18 protein-coding genes are annotated in these 18,911 nt (G+C 66.7%); 2 read left to right on the top strand and 16 right to left on the bottom strand.

Going from position 1 to position 18,911, the window contains the following annotated elements:
• Window positions 1–9: 9 nt before the first annotated feature.
• From ACOCMH_RS19060 to ACOCMH_RS19045, 4 genes are read right to left on the bottom strand one after another with little or no spacing between them, the layout of a single operon-like run.
• Window positions 10–849: a DUF3025 domain-containing protein gene (locus ACOCMH_RS19060; protein WP_427312528.1), complete on the bottom strand. Its 840-nt coding sequence runs from the start codon at window positions 847–849 to the stop codon at window positions 10–12.
• Window positions 850–860: 11 nt separating this feature from the next.
• Window positions 861–1,895, bottom strand: a complete 1,035-nt coding sequence (gene pyrC, locus ACOCMH_RS19055; RefSeq protein ID WP_171514181.1) for a dihydroorotase — start codon at window positions 1,893–1,895, stop codon at window positions 861–863.
• A gap of 45 nt (window positions 1,896–1,940) precedes the next feature.
• A complete protein-coding gene (locus tag ACOCMH_RS19050) occupies window positions 1,941–3,245 on the bottom strand; it encodes a glycerate kinase type-2 family protein (protein ID WP_427312527.1) in 1,305 nt (434 codons plus the stop codon).
• A complete protein-coding gene (locus ACOCMH_RS19045) occupies window positions 3,242–4,315 on the bottom strand; it encodes a tartrate dehydrogenase (RefSeq protein WP_427312526.1) in 1,074 nt (357 codons plus the stop codon). Before ACOCMH_RS19045 ends, ACOCMH_RS19050 begins: the two co-directional genes overlap by 4 nt.
• A gap of 155 nt (window positions 4,316–4,470) precedes the next feature.
• Between ACOCMH_RS19045 and ACOCMH_RS19040 the strand changes: the two genes are divergently transcribed.
• Window positions 4,471–5,301, top strand: coding sequence for a class II glutamine amidotransferase (locus ACOCMH_RS19040; RefSeq protein ID WP_171514184.1), 831 nt, complete (start codon window positions 4,471–4,473; stop codon window positions 5,299–5,301).
• A 62-nt stretch (window positions 5,302–5,363) separates the two neighbouring features.
• On the opposite strand, the gene ACOCMH_RS19035 is transcribed toward ACOCMH_RS19040, so the two are convergent.
• The 10 genes from ACOCMH_RS19035 to ACOCMH_RS18990 all read right to left on the bottom strand — a co-directional run bounded on the left by ACOCMH_RS19035 (window position 5,364) and on the right by ACOCMH_RS18990 (window position 16,076).
• The gene (locus ACOCMH_RS19035; protein ID WP_427312525.1) at window positions 5,364–6,098 is read right to left on the bottom strand and encodes an amino acid ABC transporter ATP-binding protein; all 735 of its coding nucleotides are present in this window, start codon (window positions 6,096–6,098) and stop codon (window positions 5,364–5,366) included.
• Window positions 6,095–6,778 carry a glutamate/aspartate ABC transporter permease GltK gene (gene gltK / locus ACOCMH_RS19030; protein WP_306852892.1) on the bottom strand — a complete coding sequence of 228 codons (684 nt, stop codon included), beginning with the start codon at window positions 6,776–6,778 and terminating at the stop codon, window positions 6,095–6,097. Before gltK ends, ACOCMH_RS19035 begins: the two co-directional genes overlap by 4 nt.
• 9 nt (window positions 6,779–6,787) lie before the next feature.
• Entirely contained in the window at window positions 6,788–7,516 is a 729-nt protein-coding gene (locus ACOCMH_RS19025) for an amino acid ABC transporter permease (protein WP_427312524.1), read from the bottom strand.
• 63 nt (window positions 7,517–7,579) lie between these two features.
• The gene (locus ACOCMH_RS19020; protein ID WP_427312523.1) at window positions 7,580–8,479 is read right to left on the bottom strand and encodes a glutamate/aspartate ABC transporter substrate-binding protein; all 900 of its coding nucleotides are present in this window, start codon (window positions 8,477–8,479) and stop codon (window positions 7,580–7,582) included.
• 268 nt (window positions 8,480–8,747) lie between these two features.
• Entirely contained in the window at window positions 8,748–10,055 is a 1,308-nt protein-coding gene (locus ACOCMH_RS19015) for a Glu/Leu/Phe/Val family dehydrogenase (RefSeq protein ID WP_427312522.1), read from the bottom strand.
• A gap of 133 nt (window positions 10,056–10,188) precedes the next feature.
• Entirely contained in the window at window positions 10,189–11,133 is a 945-nt protein-coding gene (locus ACOCMH_RS19010; protein ID WP_427312521.1) for a LysR family transcriptional regulator, read from the bottom strand.
• A 45-nt stretch (window positions 11,134–11,178) separates the two neighbouring features.
• The gene (locus ACOCMH_RS19005) at window positions 11,179–11,955 is read right to left on the bottom strand and encodes an ABC transporter permease (protein ID WP_427313319.1); all 777 of its coding nucleotides are present in this window, start codon (window positions 11,953–11,955) and stop codon (window positions 11,179–11,181) included.
• Between the two features lie 13 nt (window positions 11,956–11,968).
• On the bottom strand, window positions 11,969–12,838 hold the full coding sequence (locus ACOCMH_RS19000; RefSeq protein WP_427312520.1) for an ABC transporter ATP-binding protein: 870 nt from the start codon (window positions 12,836–12,838) through the stop codon (window positions 11,969–11,971).
• On the bottom strand, window positions 12,835–13,977 hold the full coding sequence (locus ACOCMH_RS18995) for an ABC transporter substrate-binding protein (RefSeq protein ID WP_427312519.1): 1,143 nt from the start codon (window positions 13,975–13,977) through the stop codon (window positions 12,835–12,837). The genes ACOCMH_RS19000 and ACOCMH_RS18995 overlap by 4 nt, the downstream gene beginning before the upstream one ends.
• A gap of 200 nt (window positions 13,978–14,177) precedes the next feature.
• A complete protein-coding gene (locus tag ACOCMH_RS18990; RefSeq protein WP_427312518.1) occupies window positions 14,178–16,076 on the bottom strand; it encodes an ABCB family ABC transporter ATP-binding protein/permease in 1,899 nt (632 codons plus the stop codon).
• 111 nt (window positions 16,077–16,187) lie between these two features.
• Here ACOCMH_RS18990 and ACOCMH_RS18985 point away from each other — a divergent pair, with 111 nt between their 5' ends.
• The gene (locus ACOCMH_RS18985; RefSeq protein ID WP_063236959.1) at window positions 16,188–16,592 is read left to right on the top strand and encodes an acyl-CoA thioesterase; all 405 of its coding nucleotides are present in this window, start codon (window positions 16,188–16,190) and stop codon (window positions 16,590–16,592) included.
• A gap of 258 nt (window positions 16,593–16,850) precedes the next feature.
• Here ACOCMH_RS18985 and ACOCMH_RS18980 read toward each other — a convergent pair whose 3' ends face one another.
• Both ACOCMH_RS18980 and ACOCMH_RS18975 read right to left on the bottom strand, forming a co-directional pair.
• On the bottom strand, window positions 16,851–17,627 hold the full coding sequence (locus ACOCMH_RS18980; protein ID WP_427312517.1) for an enoyl-CoA hydratase: 777 nt from the start codon (window positions 17,625–17,627) through the stop codon (window positions 16,851–16,853).
• A gap of 77 nt (window positions 17,628–17,704) precedes the next feature.
• Window positions 17,705–18,904, bottom strand: a complete 1,200-nt coding sequence (locus ACOCMH_RS18975) for an acetyl-CoA C-acyltransferase (protein WP_427313318.1) — start codon at window positions 18,902–18,904, stop codon at window positions 17,705–17,707.
• Window positions 18,905–18,911 lie beyond the last annotated feature (7 nt).

Raw genomic sequence — 18,911 nt, 5'->3', positions numbered from 1 at the left:
AACACCGATTCAATCCGGTTGCCGGCGTAAATCCCGCAGGCGCCCAGGCCGGAACACGGTGGTGTCGGCATAGAAATCTGGCGAGGCGTTGTCGGCACACCATGCCGGGATTCCCATGACGGGCAGTGGCGCAAAGCAACGGCCGCCGCGCAGCGTGCCGGCTGCGGCCGCATGTTCCAGCGACAGCGCCAGCGCCTGGTCCAGCGCGGCATCCGGCAGCGGCGGCAACGTCCACGCATGCGCGGTCACGGCCTTGTACGGCCGCACCAGTTTTTCCAGCAACGCATGGCCGAACGGCACGACTCGGCACGCGGTGTCCCACGCGTGGCGCTGCGCGACAAAAAGCTGCTGCCAGGCAAACCCCCGCAGCGCTTCGGCAAATTCTTCGCCCTCGCTCAGGAACAGCACCGCGTTCTCATCGAACAGCGTGGCCGCATCGCGTACGCCGCCGCGCCCGGTCCGCACGCCTTCGCGCGCGATCACGGCGGCCTGGATCTGGTTGAGGACGCGCTTGGCTTGCGGGAAATGCAGCCAGACCAGCGCGTTGAAGAAGTCGTGGAGATTGTTGCGGGTCGGGACTTCGCCGGTGGCGTCGATATGCGCTTCGTAAGCGCGGCCTTCGGGCAAGGCCTGCTGCGGGACAAAGCGCAGCGGCAGGCCGCGCGCGTTGCGCAGGCCCAGCGCGCCCGATTCAGCATCCAGCAATGCGCGCAGGTCGGCCCCGCCCTGCACTGCCGCCGCCAGCGCTGCGCCGCGCGCGGCAAAGGGCTGGAACCATGGCCGGGACCAGTCGATCCCGGCCAGCGCAGCGGCGAACGATGCGCCCGCCGCGGCTGCTCCGGCTTGCAACGCCGCAGCGCTCAGCGCGCCTTCCAGCGCAGCGTCTCGCCGCCGCGCAGCGGCACCAGCGTGGTATCGCCGTAGGGCAGCTCCGCCGGCAGTTCCCAGTCTTCCCGCTCCAGCGTCAGCGTGCCGGTGTTGCGCGGCAGGCCGTAGAAGGCGGGTCCATTGAAGCTGGCGAAAGCTTCCAGCTTGTCCAGCGCACCCGCGGCGTCGAAGGCCTCGGCATACAGCTCCATCGCGTGCAGCGCGGTGTAGCAGCCGGCGCAGCCGCAGGCATGTTCCTTCAGGCCGCGCGCATGCGGGGCGCTGTCGGTACCCAGGAAGAAGCGTTCGCTACCCGAGGTGGCGGCCGCCACCAGCGCCTCGCGGTGGGTTTCGCGCTTGAGCACCGGCAGGCAGTAGTAGTGCGGGCGGATGCCGCCGGTGAAGATCGCGTTGCGGTTGTAGAGCAGGTGGTGCGCGGTGATGGTGGCGCCGACCGGGCCGCTCGCGTCGCGCACGTATTGCGCCGCATCCTTGGTGGTGATGTGCTCGAACACCACCTTCAGCTCGGGCATGTCGCGACGCAGCGGCGCCATCACGCGCTCGATGAAGACCGCCTCGCGATCAAAGATGTCGATGGCGGGATCGGTCACTTCGCCGTGCACCAGCAGCGGCAGGCCGGCGCGTTGCATGGCTTCCAGCGCGGGGTAGCAACGGCGGATATCGGTCACGCCGGCATCGCTGTTGGTGGTGGCGCCCGCCGGATACAGCTTGACGCCGTGGACGAAGCCGCTGGCCTTGGCCGCGGCGATCTCTTCGGCGCTGGTGTTGTCGGTCAGGTACAGCGTCATCAGCGGCTCGAACTGCATGCCGGCCGGCAGCGCCGCCAGGATGCGGGCGCGATAGGCCTGCGCCTGCGCCACCGTGGTCACGGGCGGCTTCAGGTTGGGCATGATGATGGCGCGGGCGAACTGGCGTGCGGTGTCGGGCAGCACGGCGGCCAGCGCCGCGCCGTCGCGCAGGTGCAGGTGCCAGTCGTCCGGTCGGGTGATGGTGAGCTTCTGGGTCATGGCTAGCTTGGGCCGGCCGCGCACGGCGGCTGGCGTTCGTCGAAATCAGAGTATCAGGATGGCGCGGTAGTCGTTCACGTTGGTGCGCGTCGGGCCGGTGACGACCAGGTCGCCGATGGCATCGAACAGGCCCCAGGCGTCGTGCGCGTCCAGCTGGCGCTGGCCGGGCATGCCGGCGGCCTCGGCGCGTGCCAGCGTGGTCGGGTCGGCCAGCGCACCGGCATTGTCTTCAGAGCCGTCGATACCGTCGGTATCGGCGGCGATCGCGTGCACGCCAGGCATGCCTGCCAGTTCGACCGCCAGCGACAGCAGAAACTCCGAGCAGCGCCCGCCGCGCGCCTTGCCCGGGCCGTCGGCCGGCAAAGTGACCGTGCACTCACCTCCGGAAATCAGCGCCACGGGCGCGGCGAACGGCGCATTGTACGCGCGAATCTCGCGCACCAGCGCGGCGTAGACCCGGGCCACTTCGCGCGCCTCGCCCGTCACCGTGTCACCCAGCACCACCGGCGTGATGCCCCGTTGGCGGAACAGCGCAGCGGCAGCCTCGAGGCTGCCGTGGGCGGTGGCGATCATGAGGTTGTCGACACGATCGAACAACGGATCGCCAGGCTTGGGCGTCTCCGGCACCTCGCCGCGCGCGCCGCGTTCCAGGTGCGACTGCACGCTGATCGGGACCTGGGCGCCGTAGCGGCGCAGGATCTGCAGCGCGTCATCGAAGGTGCTGGGATCAGCGACAGTCGGGCCCGAGGCGATCGCGCTGGGATCGTCGCCGGCCACGTCCGAGACGATCAGCGTGGTCACCGGCGCCTGGCTTGCCTGCGCCAGCCGGCCGCCCTGGATGCGCGAGATGTGCTTGCGCACAATGTTCATGTCGGTGATCGGCGCGCCACAGCGCAGCAATTCCCGGGTGGTCGCCTTCAGGTCGGCCATCGGAATGCCCTCGGCCGGCAGCGACAGCAGGCTCGAACCGCCGCCCGAGACCAGCACCAGCAGCCGGTCCTGCGGTGTCAGCGATTGCACCGCGGCCAGGATCTCGCCCGCGGCCTGTTCGCCCGACTCGTCTGGCACCGGGTGGCCGGCCTCGATCACGCGGATATGGTCGGTCGGCATGCCGTGCGCGTAGCGCGTGACCACCAGGCCTTCCAGCGTAGCCTTGCCAGCGTAGGCACGCTCGACCGCCGCGGCCATCGATGCCGCGGCCTTGCCCGCGCCCACCACCAGCGTGCGGCCGCCGGCGTGCGGCGGGGGCAGGTGCCGTGCGACGATCTGCAGCGGATCGGCGGCCGCCACGGCGGCGTGGAAGGTCGCGAGCAGCAGTGCGCGGGTGTCCCCCGCGAACGCGGCGTTCACAGCGCCTCCGCGATCGCGCGGCCCAGGTCTGCGGTACCGGCCTTGCCGCCGATGTCGCGCGTCAGCGGCGCGTGCTCCGGACCGGCGGCCAGCACCTTCTCGATCGCGCCCAGCACCGCGGCGCCGGCCTCGTCATGGCCGAGGTGCTCCAGCATCATGGCGCCGCACCAGATCTGCCCGATGGGGTTGGCCACGCCGCGCCCGGCGATGTCCGGGGCCGAGCCGTGCACCGGCTCGAACAGGCTGGGGAAGGTGCGGTCCGGGTTGATATTGCCCGACGGCGCAATGCCGATGGTGCCGGTGCAGGCCGGCCCCAGGTCCGACAGGATGTCGCCGAACAGGTTGCTGGCGACCACCACGTCGAACCAGTCCGGATGCTGGACGAAATGGGCGGTCAGGATGTCGATGTGGTACTTGTCGACCTTGATGCCGGGGTAATGCGCGGCCATGGCCTCGACCCGCTCGTCCCAGTACGGCATCGTGATCGAGATGCCGTTGGATTTGGTCGCCGAGGTCAGGTGCCTCTTCGGGCGCTTCTGGGTCAGTTCAAAAGCGAACTTCAGGATGCGGTCGACGCCGGTACGGCTCATCACCGTTTCCTGCACCACGATCTCGCGCTCGGTGCCGGGGAACATGCGGCCGCCGATGCTGGAATACTCGCCTTCGGTGTTTTCGCGCACCACGTAGAAGTCGATGTCGCCGGGCGCGCGGCCCGCCAGCGGGCTCTTGATGCCCGGCATCAGCCGCACCGGCCGCAGGTTCACGTACTGGTCGAAGGAACGGCGGAACTGCAGCAGCGAGCCCCACAGCGACACATGGTCGGGCACCGTATCCGGCCAGCCGACCGCCCCGAAGTAGATGGCGTCGTACTTGACCAGCGTGTCGAACCAGTCGTCCGGCAGCATCTTGCCGTGGCGGGCGTAGTAGTCGCAGCTGGAAAAATCAAAGTGATCCCACTGGAAGTCGATGCCGAAGCGGCGCGCCGCGGCGTCCATCACGCGGAGGCCCTCGGGCATGACTTCCGTGCCGATTCCGTCTCCGGGAATCACGGCAATCTTGTATTGGCTCATCGTTCTCGGGATTGCTAGCAGGGGGGCGGGGCCAAGGCCGGCACCATTGGACCGCGCTGGAGCGTCCGCGCGTTGCTTGGCAGCGACGCCGGCGCGCGGGATAATGCCTGCATTCTATTGCAAAGCGGCAGCCCCCTGCCGACCGGTGCCCCGCCATGTGCCAGCTGCTAGGCATGAACTGCGCCACGCCGACCGACGTGACGTTCTCCTTCACCGGCTTTGCCGCCCGCGGCGGCGTGACCGACCACCACGCCGACGGCTTCGGTGTCGCCTTCTTCGAAGACAAGGCCTGCCGCCTGTTCATCGACAACCAGTCCGCCGGCACCTCACCGGTGGCGGACCTGATCAAGCGCTACCCGATCAAGTCGAAGAACGTCATCTCGCATATCCGCAAGGCCACGCAGGGCACCGTGCTGCTAGAAAACTGCCACCCCTTCATGCGCGAGCTGTGGGGCCGGCACTGGATCTTTGCCCACAACGGCGACCTGCATGGCTTTACGCCGTTCCTGTCCGGCGTGTACCAGCCGGTTGGCGATACCGACAGCGAACTGGCCTTCTGCACACTGATGCAGGGCCTGCGCAAGCGCTTCCCGGGTTCGCAGCCGCCGCTGAACGAGCTGGGCCACGCGCTGGCCGACATCACCCGCGAAATCACGCTGCACGGCGTGTTCAACTACCTGCTGTGCAACGGGCAGGCGCTGTTTGCCCATTGCTCGACCCGCCTCTACTACATCGTGCGGCAATGGCCGTTCTCGACCGCGCACCTGATCGACGCCGACCTGTCGATCGACTTCGCGCAGGTCACCACGCCGGAGGACCGCGTCGCCGTGATCGCCACCGCGCCGCTGACCGACAACGAGACCTGGACCCAGTTCGCCCCGGGCGAGCTGATCATGTTCGAGCACGGGCGCCCGACCATGACGCTGAGCGTGCCGATCCCGCCCGAAGTGCAGGCCAGGAACGCCGCCAATACGGCTTGTACCTGAGCGCTCCGATAAAACGAAAAAGGGACGCCGAGGCGTCCCTTTTTTCATGGCCGGAAGTCGGCTCAGTGATGCAGGATCTTCGACAGGAACTGCCGCGCGCGCTCCGAACGGGCGTCGATATTGCCGAAGAACTCTTCCTTGTCGGCGTCCTCGACGATCTTGCCCTGGTCCATGAAGATCACGCGGTTGGCGACCTTGCGCGCGAAGCCCATTTCGTGGGTCACGCACATCATGGTCATGCCTTCGTGCGCGAGCTGCACCATCACGTCCAGCACTTCGTTGACCATTTCCGGATCCAGCGCCGAGGTCGGCTCGTCGAACAGCATGCAGATCGGGTCCATCGACAGCGCGCGGGCAATGGCCACGCGCTGCTGCTGGCCACCCGACAGCTGGCCGGGATATTTGTCGGCCTGGCTCCGCAGGCCGACACGATCCAGGTACTTCAGGCCCTTGGCCATGGCCTCATCCCTGGAGCGGCCCAGCACCTTCACCTGCGCGATGGTCAGGTTCTCGGTGATCGACAGGTGCGGGAACAGCTCGAAGTTCTGGAACACCATGCCCACGCGCGAGCGCAGTTTCGGCAGGTTGGTCTTGGGATTGCCCACCGAGGTGCCGTCGACCAGGATGTCGCCCTTCTGGAACGGCTCGAGTGCGTTGACGGTCTTGATCAGCGTGGACTTGCCCGAGCCGGACGGGCCGCACACCACCACCACCTCGCCCTTGGCGACCCTGGTGGTGCAGTCGGTCAGCACCTGGAACGAGCCGTACCACTTGGAAACGTTGTTGATTTCGATCATACAGCCACCTTTTTCTGGTAACGCTTGACCAGCAGCGAAGCGGAGAAACAAATGATGAAGTACACCAGGCCGGCAAACAGCAGCATCTCGACGATACGCCCGTCGCGTTCGCCGATGCCATAGGCCTGGCCGAAGAAGTCAGCCAGCGCGCTCACGTACACCAGCGACGTATCCTGGAACAGGATGATGCCCTGGGTCAGCAGCAGCGGCACCATGTTGCGGAACGCCTGCGGCAGGATCACCAGCCGCATCGACTGCCCGTAGGTCATGCCCAGCGCCTGCGCCGCGAACATCTGCCCGCGCGACACGCTCTGGATGCCGGCCCGGATGATTTCGGAGTAGTACGCGGCCTCGAACAGCGCGAACGCCACCAGCGCCGAGGTCATGCGCAGGTCGGTCGCCGGCGACAGGTTGAACAGGCTCTGCAGCACTTGCGGGATGATCAGGAAGAACCACAGCAGCACCATCACCAGCGGGATCGAGCGGAAGATGGTCACGTAGCCCTGCGCGAACCAGTTCAGCAGCCGGAATGATGACAGCCGCATCATCGCCAGGATGGTGCCCCAGACGATGCCGACCACCACCGCGGTGACGGTGATCTTCAGCGAGACCAGCATGCCCTCGCCCAGCACGTGCAGCGTGCCCGGGTTGATCGAGGTGAAATCGAAGGAATAAGCCATGGCGCCCCCTTACTTGCCGCCGATGAAGCCGGGCACGCGCGTGCGGGCCTCGACCCAGCGCATCAGCAGCATCACCGTGACGTTGATCAGCGCGTACATCAGCGTGACCGCGATGAACGATTCATACGGACGCGCGGTGTAGTCCACCAGCTGGCGCCCCTGCGCGGCCAGCTCAAGCAGGCCGATGGTCGACGCCACCGCCGAGTTCTTGAAAATATTCAGGAACTCGGAGGTCAGCGGCGGCACGATCACGCGGAACGCCATCGGCAGCAGCACGTGGCGATACGTCTGCGGCAGCGTGAAGCCCATCGCCAGGCCGGCGTTCTTCTGCCCGCGCGCCAGCGAGTTGATGCCCGAGCGCACCTGCTCGCAGACCCGCGCGGCGGTGAAGGTGCCCAGGCACAGCATGGCGGCCAGGAACTGCTGCGCGAACGGGTTCATCTGCTTGATTGCCTCGCCGCCGGGCAGCAGCTCGGGCATGACGAAATACCAGATGAACAGCTGCACCAGCAGCGGGATGTTGCGGAAGATCTCGACGTAGGTGGCGGCGATCCCCGACAGCCACTTGTTGGGCACGGTGCGCAGCACGCCGAGCACCGAGCCGATGACCAGGGCAATGACCCAGGACGAAAGCCCCAGCGCGAGCGTGACCTTCAGGCCGGAGATCATCCAGTCCAGGTAGGACTCGTTCTGGGCGGCCTGCTCGAGGAAGACTCCCCAATGCCAGTTGTAGTTCATGTTGCGTCCTCAAAAAGAAACGGAAGGACATGCCTTCCGTTTCGCACTGCTGGATCCGTCAGGTCAGTCCAGCGCCTTGTCGTTCGGCGCCTTGATCAGGGCCTTCATGTCTTCGGACAGCGGGAAGTCCAGGTTGAGGCCCTTCGGCGGCACCGGTTGCATGAACCACTTGGTGTACAGCGTGTTGATCGAGCCGTCCTTCATCATGCCGGAGATCACGGTATCGGAAAGCTTCTTGAACTGCGGGTCGTCCTTGCGGATCATGCAGCCATAGGACTCGCGCGATTGCGGCTTGCCCACGACGATCCAGTCGGCCGGGTTCTTGGCCTTGGCGCGTTCGCCGTACAGCAGCGCGTCGTCCATCATGAACGCGACCGCGCGGCCCGATTCCAGCGTCAGGAACGACTGGCCGTGGTCCTTGGTGCTGATGATGTTCATGCCCAGCTTCTGGTCGTCGTTCATCTTGCGCAGCAGGCGCTCCGACGTGGTACCGGCGGTGGTGACGATGTTCTTGCCCTTCAGGTCGGCCCAGTCCTTGATGCCGGCATCCTTCTTCACCATGATGCGCGTGCCGATGATGAAGATGGAGTTGGTAAAGGCGACCTGCTTCTGGCGTTCGAGGTTATTGGTGGTCGAGCCGCACTCGATGTCGATGGTGCCGTTCTGCAGCAGCGTGATGCGGTTCTGCGAGGTGATCGGGATTTCCTTGACCTGCAGGTTCGGCAGCTTCAGCTGGTCCTTGATGGCTTCCACGATCTTCATGTTGATATCGTAGGAATAGCCGACTTGCCGCACGCCGCCCAGGTTGTAATTGAACGGAATCGACGACTCGCGCACGCCCAGCGTAATGACGCCGGTGTCCTTGATCTTCTTCAGCGTGCCCGTCAGTTGTTCGGCTGCCTGTGCCGTCCCGCACATCACGCCCCCGGCAATCATCAGGGCAGCCAACTTGGCAAAATTCATAACATCTCCTTGACCATGAAGAGAAAGCGGGATTCTAAGAATAAAAACCCCCACTGGTGAAACAGTATTGCGCAGCATCCGCCGCAATACAACTGGGTTTTCTCCTAGAACCCCACTTCGGGGCAATCCGTGCGCACCGCGTCCGGATACGACAACGCGGTCTCCGGCGCTTGCCGGAGACCGCGTCTGACGGTCATGAAGCCAGCGGACCAAGGCGATTATTGCATCGCACCATACGAGTGCCTCGCCCCGGTCCCTGCTGCCCCGATCAGGGGTACAGGCCGCGCATTTCGCGCGCCTGCAGGATCCGCGTACAGGCCACGATGAACGCCGCCGTGCGCAGCGTCACCTTGTTTTCCTGTGCCACTTGCCAGATTGCCCGGAAGGCTTCTTGCATGATCCGTACCAGGCGCTGGTTGATCTCTTCCTCGGTCCAGAAGAAGCTGGAGAAATCCTGCACCCATTCGAAGTAGGACACGGTCACGCCGCCCGCGTTGGCGATCACGTCCGGGCAGACCAGGATATTGCGCTCGCGCAGGATGTCATCGGCCTGCGGCGTGGTCGGGCCGTTGGCGCCCTCGATCACCAGCTTTGCCGTGATCTTCGGCGCGTTTTCGGCGGTAATCTGGCCTTCCAGCGCGGCCGGGATCAGGATGTCGCAGTCGACTTCCCAGAACTGCTCGGTACGCAGGACTTCGCCGCGGAAACCTTCGATGGTGCCGCTGTGCGAGGCGTATTCCATCATCGCCGGCACGTCCAGGCCGGCCGGGTCGAACAGCGTGGTGCGGTGGTCCTGCACCGCGACCACCTTGGCGCCCGCCTCATGGAACAGCTTGGCGGCCACGGCGCCCACGTTGCCGAAGCCCTGCACCGCCACGCGCGCGCCCTTGACTTCCAGGCCGATATTGCGCGCGGCCTCGGAGCCGACCACGAACACGCCCCGGCCGGTGGCCTCGTGGCGGCCCAGCGAGCCGCCCAGCGAGATCGGCTTGCCGGTCACGACGCCGGTCGCGGTGCTGCCCGAGTTCATCGAATAGGTGTCCATCATCCACGCCATCACCTGTGCGTTGGTGTTGACATCGGGCGCCGGGATGTCCTTGCTCGGCCCGATGATGATGTTGATTTCGCTGGTGTAGCGGCGCGTCAGGCGTTCCAGCTCGGCGTGCGACAGCGTGCGCGGGTCGACGCGGATGCCGCCCTTGGCACCGCCGTACGGCACGTTGACCGCCGCGTTCTTCACCGACATCCAGGCCGACAGCGCCATCACCTCGGACAGGGTCACGTCCTGGTGGAAGCGCACGCCGCCCTTGCCCGGGCCGCGCGACAGGTTGTGTTGCACCCGGTAGCCCTCGAAATGGGCGATGGTGCCGTTGTCGAGCTCGATGGGAACGTCGACGATCATCGCGCGCTTGGGGCGCTTCAGGGTCTCGACCCAGCGCGCCAGCGAACCCAGGTAGGGCGTGACGCGGTCGACTTGCTGCAGGTAGATGCCCCAAGGGCCGAGGTTGTCGGCGTTGAGGTAAGACGGAAGTGCGTGCTTTTGGCCAGCAATGTTGGTCGGTGCTGCGGAAGACATCGGGTGGGTTCCGGGGTGGAAGATGGGCGCAAGCTTAGGCTGGGGCCACGGTCGGAATCCAATGCCGTTTGGTCATCAGGTTATGCAAGCCTTGCATAACCCTGCGGAAGACGCGAGCGATCCGGCGCAAGCGCTAGCTTGCCGACAAGGTCGACCACACCTGGTCCACCAGTTGCCGCTTGCGCCGGGCCCCGGCGCGCCGCTCGCCGCCGTTCTCGCCCGGCTTCTCGCGGTACAGGCGGATCTCCATGTCGATCGACAGCGGCAGCCCGCGCGCCGACTCGGCCCGCACCAGCCGCCCCGCCGCGACATCTTCGCGCACCGCGCTTTCGGGCAGGAAGGCCATGCCATGGCCCGCCAGCGCCATCACCTTGAGCGCCTCGGCCATATCGGTCTCGTAGCATTTATCGAGCTTGAGCGCCTCGGCGGTTTCGGCCAGCAGCAGGTCGACCATGCGGCCAAGGAAGGCGTTGGGCGTATAGCTGAGAAACGGCACCGGCTTCTTGTCGGTGCCCGGCAACCGGAACTGGGGCTTGCCGGCGGGGTCGGGCACGCTGTAGGGCGACAGCCGTTCGGTACCGAGCACCAGCATGTCGTACCGCGCCGGATCCAGCTGGATGGCCTGGCGCGCGTGATGGTAGACCATCACCAGGTCGCAGCCGCCTTCGACCAGCATCAGCACCGCGTCATGGACGTTGAGCGCTCGCAGCCGGCACGGCAGCGTGCCGAGCCTGCGCTCCAGCGCCTTGAGCCACTCCGGAAAGAAGGTCAGCGACAGCGTATGCGGCACCGCGAATTCCAGCACCTGCGCGTTGGCCGAGCGCTGGCCGCGCATCAGCGCGCGGGTCTCGCTGACCTGCGCCAGCATGGCCAGCGCCTGCTCGTAGAACACCTTGCCGGCCGGGGTCAGGCTGGTGGGATAGCTGGAGCGGTCGATCAGCTCGGTGCCGACCCACGCCTCCAGCGACTGGATGCGGCGCGAAAACGCCGGTTGCGTGACGTGGCGCAGTTCGGCCGAGCGCGAGAAGCTGTGCGTCTCGGCCAGGCTGACGAAGTCTTCAAGCCATTTGATTTCCATGACGCGGATTATCCACCGGCGCGCGGCGGTTCGTCACCTGCGCGCTCAGCCGCGGTGGGCCCAGCCGGTCATGCGCTTCTCGACCACCGCGAACAGCTCGTACATCGCCATGGCCATCACCGCGATCACCACCAGGCCGGCAAAGGCCAGCGGCATCTTCATGGCGGAGCCGGCCGACACCAGCAGGTAGCCGATGCCCTCGTTGGCGGCACTCATCTCCGACACCGTGGTGCCGACAAAGGCCAGCGTGATCGCGACCTTGAGCGAGGCGAAGAAATACGGCAGCGCGCGCGGCAGGCCGACCTTGAACAGCACGTCGCGCCGCTTGGCGCCCAGCACGCGCAGCACGTCTTCCAGTTCCGGCTCCAGCGTGGCCAGCCCGGTGGCGATGTTGACCATGATCGGGAAGAACGAGATCAGGAACGCGGTCAGGATGGCCGGGCCCGCACCCAGCCCGAACCACACCACCAGGATCGGCACGAAGGCGGCCTTGGGCAGCGCGTTGAAGGCGGTCATCAGCGGGTAGGTGGCGGCATAGAGCAGCCGCGACGAGCCCATCGCCAGCCCGAGCAGCACGCCCACGCCGATGGCCACGCCGAAGCCCACCATGGTGGTCCAGAAGGTGCGCCATGCATGGCCGGCGATCACGTCCGCGTATTCCACCAGCGCGGCCACGATGGAGGACGGCGCCGGCAGGATGAAGCCGGATACGTCAAAGGCCATGCACGTACCCTCCCACAGCATCAGCACCGCGGCCAGCAGGAGCCATGGCGCCACGCGCTGCACGCGGCGCTCCTGCGCGGAAGTCAGGGTCATCGGCATCGTCGGTATTGCCTCAGTGTTGGCGCACATGGCCGATCTTCTCGCGCAGCGCGTGCACCAGCTCGGCGAAAGGCTCGGTATAGGTCAGCTCGAGATCGCGCGGCCGCGGCAGCCCGATTTCTTTGCGCAGCAGGATGCGGCCGGGGCGCTGGCTCATCACGTAGACCGTGTCGGCAAGGAACACGGCCTCGCGCAGATCGTGCGTGACCAGGATCACGTTGAAGCGCTGCGCGTGCCACAGGTCGCGCAGCACGCACCAGAGTTCCTCGCGGGTGAAGGCGTCGAGCGCGCCGAAGGGCTCGTCCAGCAGCAGCATGCGCGGCTGGTGGATCAGCGCGCGGCAGATCGACGCGCGCTGCTGCATGCCGCCGGAGAGCTGCCACGGGTATTTGTCCTCGTAGCCGCCCAGGCCCACGGTTTGCAACAGCCGGCGGGCGCGGTCCACATATTCGTCGCGCCGCGCGTGCAGCGTCGAGCGGTAGGGCTCGACGATCTCCAGCGGCAGCATCACGTTATCGAGCGTGGTGCGCCACGGCAGCAGCGTGGGCGACTGGAACGCCATGCCCACCTGCTTGAGCGGCCCGCTTACCTTCTGCCCCGCAATCTTCACGATGCCGCGCGTGGCGGGCCGCAGCCCGGTGGCCAGCTTCATGAAGGTGGACTTGCCGCAGCCAGACGGGCCGACGATGGCGATGAACTCGCCCGGCGCGGCCTGCAGCGACAGGTCTTCCACGGCGAACTCACCCTGGCGCGCGAGCGCGTCGTCATAGGCCAGCCAGACCCGGTTGAAATCGACAAAGGGTTCCACCGCCACGGGCCCGGCCGCGGCACTCGCGGCAGCGCCGCCGGCGGCAGGCATGCCATCAGCCAGGCGCGTCATCATCGCAGCACATCCAGCTCGGCCGCGCTCGGCAGGAACGCGTCGGTCCAGAGTGCGTCCGCGTTGATGCGGCCCTTGGTGCCGAACGCATCGGCCACTTGCGAAGCCATCAGCGACAGGCGCGGCTTGCTGACGCGGCCAAAACCCTCGGCCCTGGCGTCGGGCGACCGGACCACGCTATCCAGCGCCAGCTTCAGCCGGCGCGCTTCCAGCTTGTCGTCGATGATGCCGTCGCGCGCCTTGAGCGCCCGGATGCCCTCTTCCGGCCGCGCCATCACGTCGCGCGCCGACTTGGTGAAGGCCCGCAGGAAAGCCTTCACCGCCTCCGGGTTCTTCTTCATGAATTCCTCGGACGCGATCACGGCGTTGCCGTACAGTTTCACGCCGAACTGCGGGTACGGCAGCACCACGATGTCCTCGTCCTTCACGCCGCGCGCATTCAGGTTCAGGATCGACGTGAACGAAAACCCGGTGATGGCATCGAGCTCACCGCGCACCAGCATGGTCTCGCGCAGCGTCGGGTCCATCGCCTGCCATTGGAACGACGATGCCTGCAGGCCGTTGGCCCGGGCGAAGATCGGGAAGGCGCGGCGGCCGGCGTCGAACACCGGAGCGCCCATGCGCTTGCCGGCGAGGTCCTTCGGCGCGCGGATGCCCGACTTCTTCAGCGCCAGGATGGCCGCGGGCGTGTTGTTGTAGACCATCATCACAGCCACCGGCTTGTTCCTGGCGTCGGGGTTGTTGCCGTAGAACTCCATCACCGACGACATGTCGGCGAAGCCCATGTCATAGGTGCCCGAGGCCACGCGGTTGACCACGTTGCCCGAGCCATTGCCGGCATCGATCGAGACGTCGAGTTTTTCGGCCTTGTAGTAGCCCTTCTGCTCGCCAAGCAGGAACAGGGCCGCCGGACCTTCGAAGCGCCAGTCAAGCTGGAACCGGACCTTGGTGGGGACAGCCTGCGCATGGGCCGCGCCGGCGAATTGTGTCGACAGCACCAGGCTGGTGCCGAGCATGGCGCCCAGCTTCAGCAGGCGGCGGCGTGCGACAGCACGGGCCGGGCGCGCACCGATGTCGCCGACGCTCTCGCTGGCAGCAGTCAAAACGCCGGGCGACAGGAGCGCAGCGCGGGATTGGGGCATGGCATCTCTCCGTGGACAGGGATCTCGGAGGGATTCGTCCGCAAGGGACATGCCAGCTTTCCAGGCCCTGTTTCAGGGCGGGCCCGCGCGCGATTGTCGAACCAGAAACGGGCATGGCGATTGCCGCAGCGCCATCGCCGGCAACGATTGCCGACAATCCGCGCCGCGCCCGGGTGCAAGCCGGCGCAGCGGATAACGGCTCAGGCGTCCTGCGTGGCGTCGCCCACGTCGAGCGCGAGCGCCTCGGCACCGGCCGCGTCGCCGCCCTTGGCGGCGGCGCGCGCCTGGATGTCCCACATCTCCGCATAGCGCCCGCCCGCGCGCATCAGTTGCGCATGGGTGCCGCGCTCGACGATGCGGCCGTGGTCCATCACCAGGATCTGGTCGGCATGGACCACGGTGGAAAGCCGGTGCGCGATCAGCAGCGTGGTGCGGTTCTGCGCCAGGCGCATCAATTCGGACTGGATCGCCTGCTCGGTGCGCGAATCCAGCGCCGAGGTGGCCTCGTCGAACACCAGCACCGGCGGGTTCTTCAGCAGCGTGCGCGCGATTGCCACGCGCTGCTTCTCGCCGCCCGACAGCTTCAGGCCGCGCTCGCCCACGGGCGTGTCGTACCCTTGCGGCAGCTCGCGGATAAAGGCGTCGATCTGCGCCGCCTGCGCCGCGGCGATGACTTCTTCGCGCGCCGCGTCCGGGCGGCCGTAGGCGATGTTGTAGTAGATGCTGTCGTTGAACAGCACGGTGTCCTGCGGCACGATGCCGATCGCCCGGCGCAGGCTGTCCTGCGTGATCGCGCGGATATCCTGGCCGTCGATCTCGATGGCGCCGCCGCCCACATCGTAGAAGCGGAACAGCAGCCGCGCCAGCGTCGATTTGCCCGAGCCGCTGTGCCCGACCACCGCGGTGGTGGTGCCCGCCGCGATGGTGAAGTCCACACCGTCCAGGATGGTACGGTCCGGCTCATAGCCGAAACGCACGTCGCGGAAGCGCACCTGCGCCCCGCTGACCCGCAGCGGCTGCGCGCCGGGTGCGTCGGCCACCTCCTGGTGGGTGCCCAGCAGCACGAACATGCGGTCCATGTCGGTAGTGGCCTGCTTGATCTCGCGGTAGATCACGCCGAGGAAATTCAGCGGGATATAGAGCTGGATCATCAGCGTGTTGACCAGCACCAGGTCGCCCAGCGTCAGCTTGCCGTCGACCACGCCCACGGTGGCGCGCCACAGGATCAGGATCAGGCCGACGGCAATGATGGCCTGCTGGCCGAAGTTCAGGAACGACAGCGAGTTCTGCGAGCGGATCGCCGCGGTGCGGTACTTGCGCAGGTTCTCGTCGTAGCGCTGCGCCTCGTAGGCTTCATTGCCGAAGTACTTGACGGTCTCGAAGTTCAGCAGCGAATCGATCGCCTTCTGGTTGGCGCGCGAATCGAGTTCGTTCATGCGGCGGCGGAAGTGCGTGCGCCATTCCGTCACCACGATGGTGAAGACGATATAGCCGACCAGCGCGCAGCCGGTGATGGCCGCGAACCAGATGTCGTAGTGCAGGATGAAGAAGCCGATCACCAGCGCCATTTCAACCAGCGTGGGCAGGATGCTGTACAGCGAATACGAGATCAGCGACTGGATGCCGCGCGTGCCGCGCTCGATGTCGCGGCTCATGCCGCCGGTCTGGCGGTCCAGGTGGAAGCGCAGCGACAGCGCATGCAGGTGCTGGAACACCTGCAGCGCGATCTCGCGCACGGCGCTTTGCGTGACCTTGGAAAAGAGGATTTCCCGCAACTCGGTGAACAGCGTCGCGGACAGGCGCAGCATGCCGTAGGCGACGATCAGCCCGACCGGCACCGCCAGCAGTGCGCGCGGGTCGCCCGCGGTGAGGTTCATGCTGTCGATCAGCCGCTTCATCAGCACCGGCACGCCCAGGTTGGCCACCTTGGCCGCCACCAGGCAGGCCAGCGCCAGCATTACGCGCCACTTGTAGTGCCAGACATAGGGCAACAGGTTGCGCACGGTCTGCCAGTCGCTGCGGGGGGCGCGCTGGCCGGGAAAGAGCTTGACCGAGGCGGGGTCGGGGGCCTGCTCGGCGGTCGTGGAATAGCGGCGCATACGATAGAATTCGGGCCAATGCGCGATTGTCGCAGAGTTCGCATGACGTGGCAGGCGAAGGGTTTTTTACGCCGCGCCCGCCCCCACTTCCGTTGTCCACCCTACCGCCTCATGAACGCTCCCCATACCGTCCCCGCCTTGCCCGCCGGCAAGAATCCCGCACTGCGCGTGGTACCGATGCCCGCGGACGCCAACGTACATGGCGACGTGTTCGGCGGCTGGATCATGGCGCAGGTGGATATCGCCGGGTCGATCCCGGCAGTGGAGCGCGCGCAGGGGCGCGTGGCCACCGTTGCGGTCAATTCCTTCCTGTTCAAGCATCCGGTGTTCGTCGGCGACCTGGTCAGTTTCTACGCCGACATCGTCAAGACCGGACGGACCTCGATCACGGTCGAGGTCGAGGTCTATGCGCAGCGCATGCGGCACAGCAACGAGATCGTCAAGGTGACGGAGGCCACGCTGACCTATGTGGCGACGGATGAGTCGCGGCAGCCGCGGGTGTTGCCGACGGCCTGAGGGCCTGACGGCTCCCGGCCATCGATCGGTGTGCTCCCTCTCCCGCTGGCGGGAGAGGGTTGGGGTGAGGGCGGGTGCTGGCCGAAGTCACCGCACCGGAAAAAACCGTTGGCCCCGCTTCCTTTTTGCTTCTTGCTAGCCCACCCCTCACCCCGGCCCTCTCCCCCTGAGGGGAGAGGGAGAACACCTTGCTTAGGCGAGATCGGGCGGCTTAAGAACAACCCGACACCACTTTCCTCTTCCACGCCGTCGCGGGTTTCACGCAAACCTCGAAAAATCCGGCTTCCGCTTCTCGAAGAACGCGCTGAACGCCTCTTTCGCCTCCGGCGCCACCAGCATGCGCCGGAACACCGCGCCCTCGTCGGCCATCTGCTTTTCCACTTCGGCCACCGCGCCCGATTTCATCAGCCGCTTCGTTTCCCGCAGCGATGATGCCGGCAGCGCCGCCAGCTTGCGCGCCTGCGCCAGCGCAAAGTCGTGCAGTTCGGCCACCGGCAGCACACGTGTCACCAGGCCGATTTCCAGTGCTTCCTGCGCGCTGAAGGCCTCGCCCAGCAGCAGCTTTTCGGCGGCACGCTGGTATCCCACCAGGCGCGGCAGCAGCAGGCTGGATGCGGCCTCTGGGCACAGCCCCAGCTGCACGAATGGCAGCGACAGCTTGGCCGTATCCGAGGCATAGACCAGGTCGCAATGCAGCAGCATGGTGGTGCCTACGCCGACCGCGGCACCGCTGACCGCCGCCACGATGGGCTTGCTGGCATGGCTGATCTGGTACAGGAAGTGGAACACCGGGGCCGGTTCGGCGCCCTCGCCCGCGGTGGGCGGACGCTGCATGAAATCTTCGAGGTCGTTGCCGGCGGTAAAGATCTCGGGCTGGCCCTGCAGCAGGATCGCGCGCACGTCGGGATCGGCCTCGGCCGAGCGCAGCGCGTCCGCCAGCGCCTGGTACATCGCCGCGGTGATGGCGTTCTTCTTGTCGAGGCGGTCGAACTGAAGCGTCAGGATGCCTTGGTCGATGCGGATGCGGATGCTCATGGTCTCCTCGTCTTGGTATGCAGGCATGGGCCCGCGGGCCGCAGTTGCGCGGCCCCCGGGCCATCATGCCGCGGCGCTCAGATGCGTTCGAAAATGCCGGCGGCGCCCATGCCCGTGCCGACGCACATGGTGACCATGCCGTACTTCAGGTTGTGGCGGCGCAGCGCGTGCACCACCGTGGCCGAGCGGATCGCGCCGGTGGCACCCAGCGGGTGGCCCAGCGCGATCGCGCCGCCCATGCGGTTGACCTTGGCGGGGTCGAGCTGCAGGTCGCGCATCACCGCCAGCGACTGCGCGGCGAAGGCTTCGTTCAGCTCGATCCAGTCGAGCTGGTCCTGGCTCAGTCCGGCCGCCTTCAGCGCGGCCGGGATTGCTTCCTTGGGGCCGATGCCCATGATCTCGGGCGGCACGCCACGCACCGCGAACGAGACGAAGCGCGCCAGCGGCACCAGGTTGAACTGCTTCAGGATCTTCTCCGAAACCAGGATCAGCGCACCGGCGCCGTCCGAGGTCTGCGAGCTGTTGCCGGCAGTGACGCTGCCCTTGTTGGCAAACACCGCGCGCAGCTTGCCCAGGCCCTCGAGCGACGTATCCGGGCGCGGACCCTCATCCAGCGCGACGGTGCGGGTCTTCACGCTCACCTCGCCGCTGGCGAGGACGGGGAAGCGCTCGACGGTCTCGACCGGCGTGATCTCGTCGCGGAACTCGCCGGCCTGCTGCGCGGCGATGGCCTTCTGGTGCGAGGCCAGCGAAAACGCGTCCTGGTCCTCGCGGCTGACCTGCCACTGCTGCGCCACCTTCTCGGCGGTCAGGCCCATGCCGTAGGCGATGCCGACGTTCTCGTCGCGGGTGAAGATCTCCGGCGACATCGACGGGGAGTTGCCCATCATCGGCACCATGCTCATCGATTCCACGCCGGCGGCGATCATCACGTCGGACTCGCCCACGCGGATGCGGTCGGCGGCCATCGCCACCGCGCTCAGGCCCGAGGCACAGAAGCGGTTGACGGTGATGCCGCCGACGGTATTGGGCAGGCCGGACAGCAGCGCACCGATGCGCGCCACGTTGAGGCCCTGCTGCGCTTCGGGAATGGCGCAGCCGACGATGGCGTCTTCGATCAGCTTCGGGTCCAGGTTCGGCACCTGTGCCACCGCGGCCTTCAGGATGGTGGCCAGCAGGTCGTCCGGGCGAGTGTGCCGGAACGCGCCCTTGGGGGCCTTGCCGATCGGCGAGCGGGTGGCCGCAACGATATATGCGTCTTGCAGTTGTTTCATGATGTCGGTT

Origin of the sequence: Cupriavidus sp. H39 (assembly GCF_050271075.1) — a bacterium.
In the GTDB taxonomy this organism is placed as follows: Bacteria; Pseudomonadota; Gammaproteobacteria; order Burkholderiales; family Burkholderiaceae; genus Cupriavidus; species Cupriavidus necator_B.
This window is presented reverse-complemented; position numbering and strand designations above follow the sequence as displayed.

Excerpts from the sequence above, each read along its gene's own strand:
- pyrC (WP_171514181.1), bottom strand. The coding sequence starts at position 1,895 with ATGACCCAGAAGCTCACCATCACCCGACCGGACGACTGGCACCTGCAC.
- ACOCMH_RS19010 (WP_427312521.1), bottom strand. The coding sequence starts at position 11,133 with ATGGAAATCAAATGGCTTGAAGACTTCGTCAGCCTGGCCGAGACGCAC.
- ACOCMH_RS19020 (WP_427312523.1), bottom strand. The coding sequence starts at position 8,479 with ATGAATTTTGCCAAGTTGGCTGCCCTGATGATTGCCGGGGGCGTGATG.
- ACOCMH_RS18995 (WP_427312519.1), bottom strand. The coding sequence starts at position 13,977 with ATGCCCCAATCCCGCGCTGCGCTCCTGTCGCCCGGCGTTTTGACTGCT.
- ACOCMH_RS19000 (WP_427312520.1), bottom strand. The coding sequence starts at position 12,838 with ATGATGACGCGCCTGGCTGATGGCATGCCTGCCGCCGGCGGCGCTGCC.
- ACOCMH_RS19005 (WP_427313319.1), bottom strand. The coding sequence starts at position 11,955 with ATGCCGATGACCCTGACTTCCGCGCAGGAGCGCCGCGTGCAGCGCGTG.
- gltK (WP_306852892.1), bottom strand. The coding sequence starts at position 6,778 with ATGGCTTATTCCTTCGATTTCACCTCGATCAACCCGGGCACGCTGCAC.
- ACOCMH_RS19015 (WP_427312522.1), bottom strand. The coding sequence starts at position 10,055 with ATGTCTTCCGCAGCACCGACCAACATTGCTGGCCAAAAGCACGCACTT.
- ACOCMH_RS18985 (WP_063236959.1), top strand. The coding sequence starts at position 16,188 with ATGAACGCTCCCCATACCGTCCCCGCCTTGCCCGCCGGCAAGAATCCC.
- ACOCMH_RS19040 (WP_171514184.1), top strand. The coding sequence starts at position 4,471 with ATGTGCCAGCTGCTAGGCATGAACTGCGCCACGCCGACCGACGTGACG.
- ACOCMH_RS18980 (WP_427312517.1), bottom strand. The coding sequence starts at position 17,627 with ATGAGCATCCGCATCCGCATCGACCAAGGCATCCTGACGCTTCAGTTC.
- ACOCMH_RS18990 (WP_427312518.1), bottom strand. The coding sequence starts at position 16,076 with ATGCGCCGCTATTCCACGACCGCCGAGCAGGCCCCCGACCCCGCCTCG.
- ACOCMH_RS19025 (WP_427312524.1), bottom strand. The coding sequence starts at position 7,516 with ATGAACTACAACTGGCATTGGGGAGTCTTCCTCGAGCAGGCCGCCCAG.
- ACOCMH_RS19035 (WP_427312525.1), bottom strand. The coding sequence starts at position 6,098 with ATGATCGAAATCAACAACGTTTCCAAGTGGTACGGCTCGTTCCAGGTG.
- ACOCMH_RS19045 (WP_427312526.1), bottom strand. The coding sequence starts at position 4,315 with ATGAGCCAATACAAGATTGCCGTGATTCCCGGAGACGGAATCGGCACG.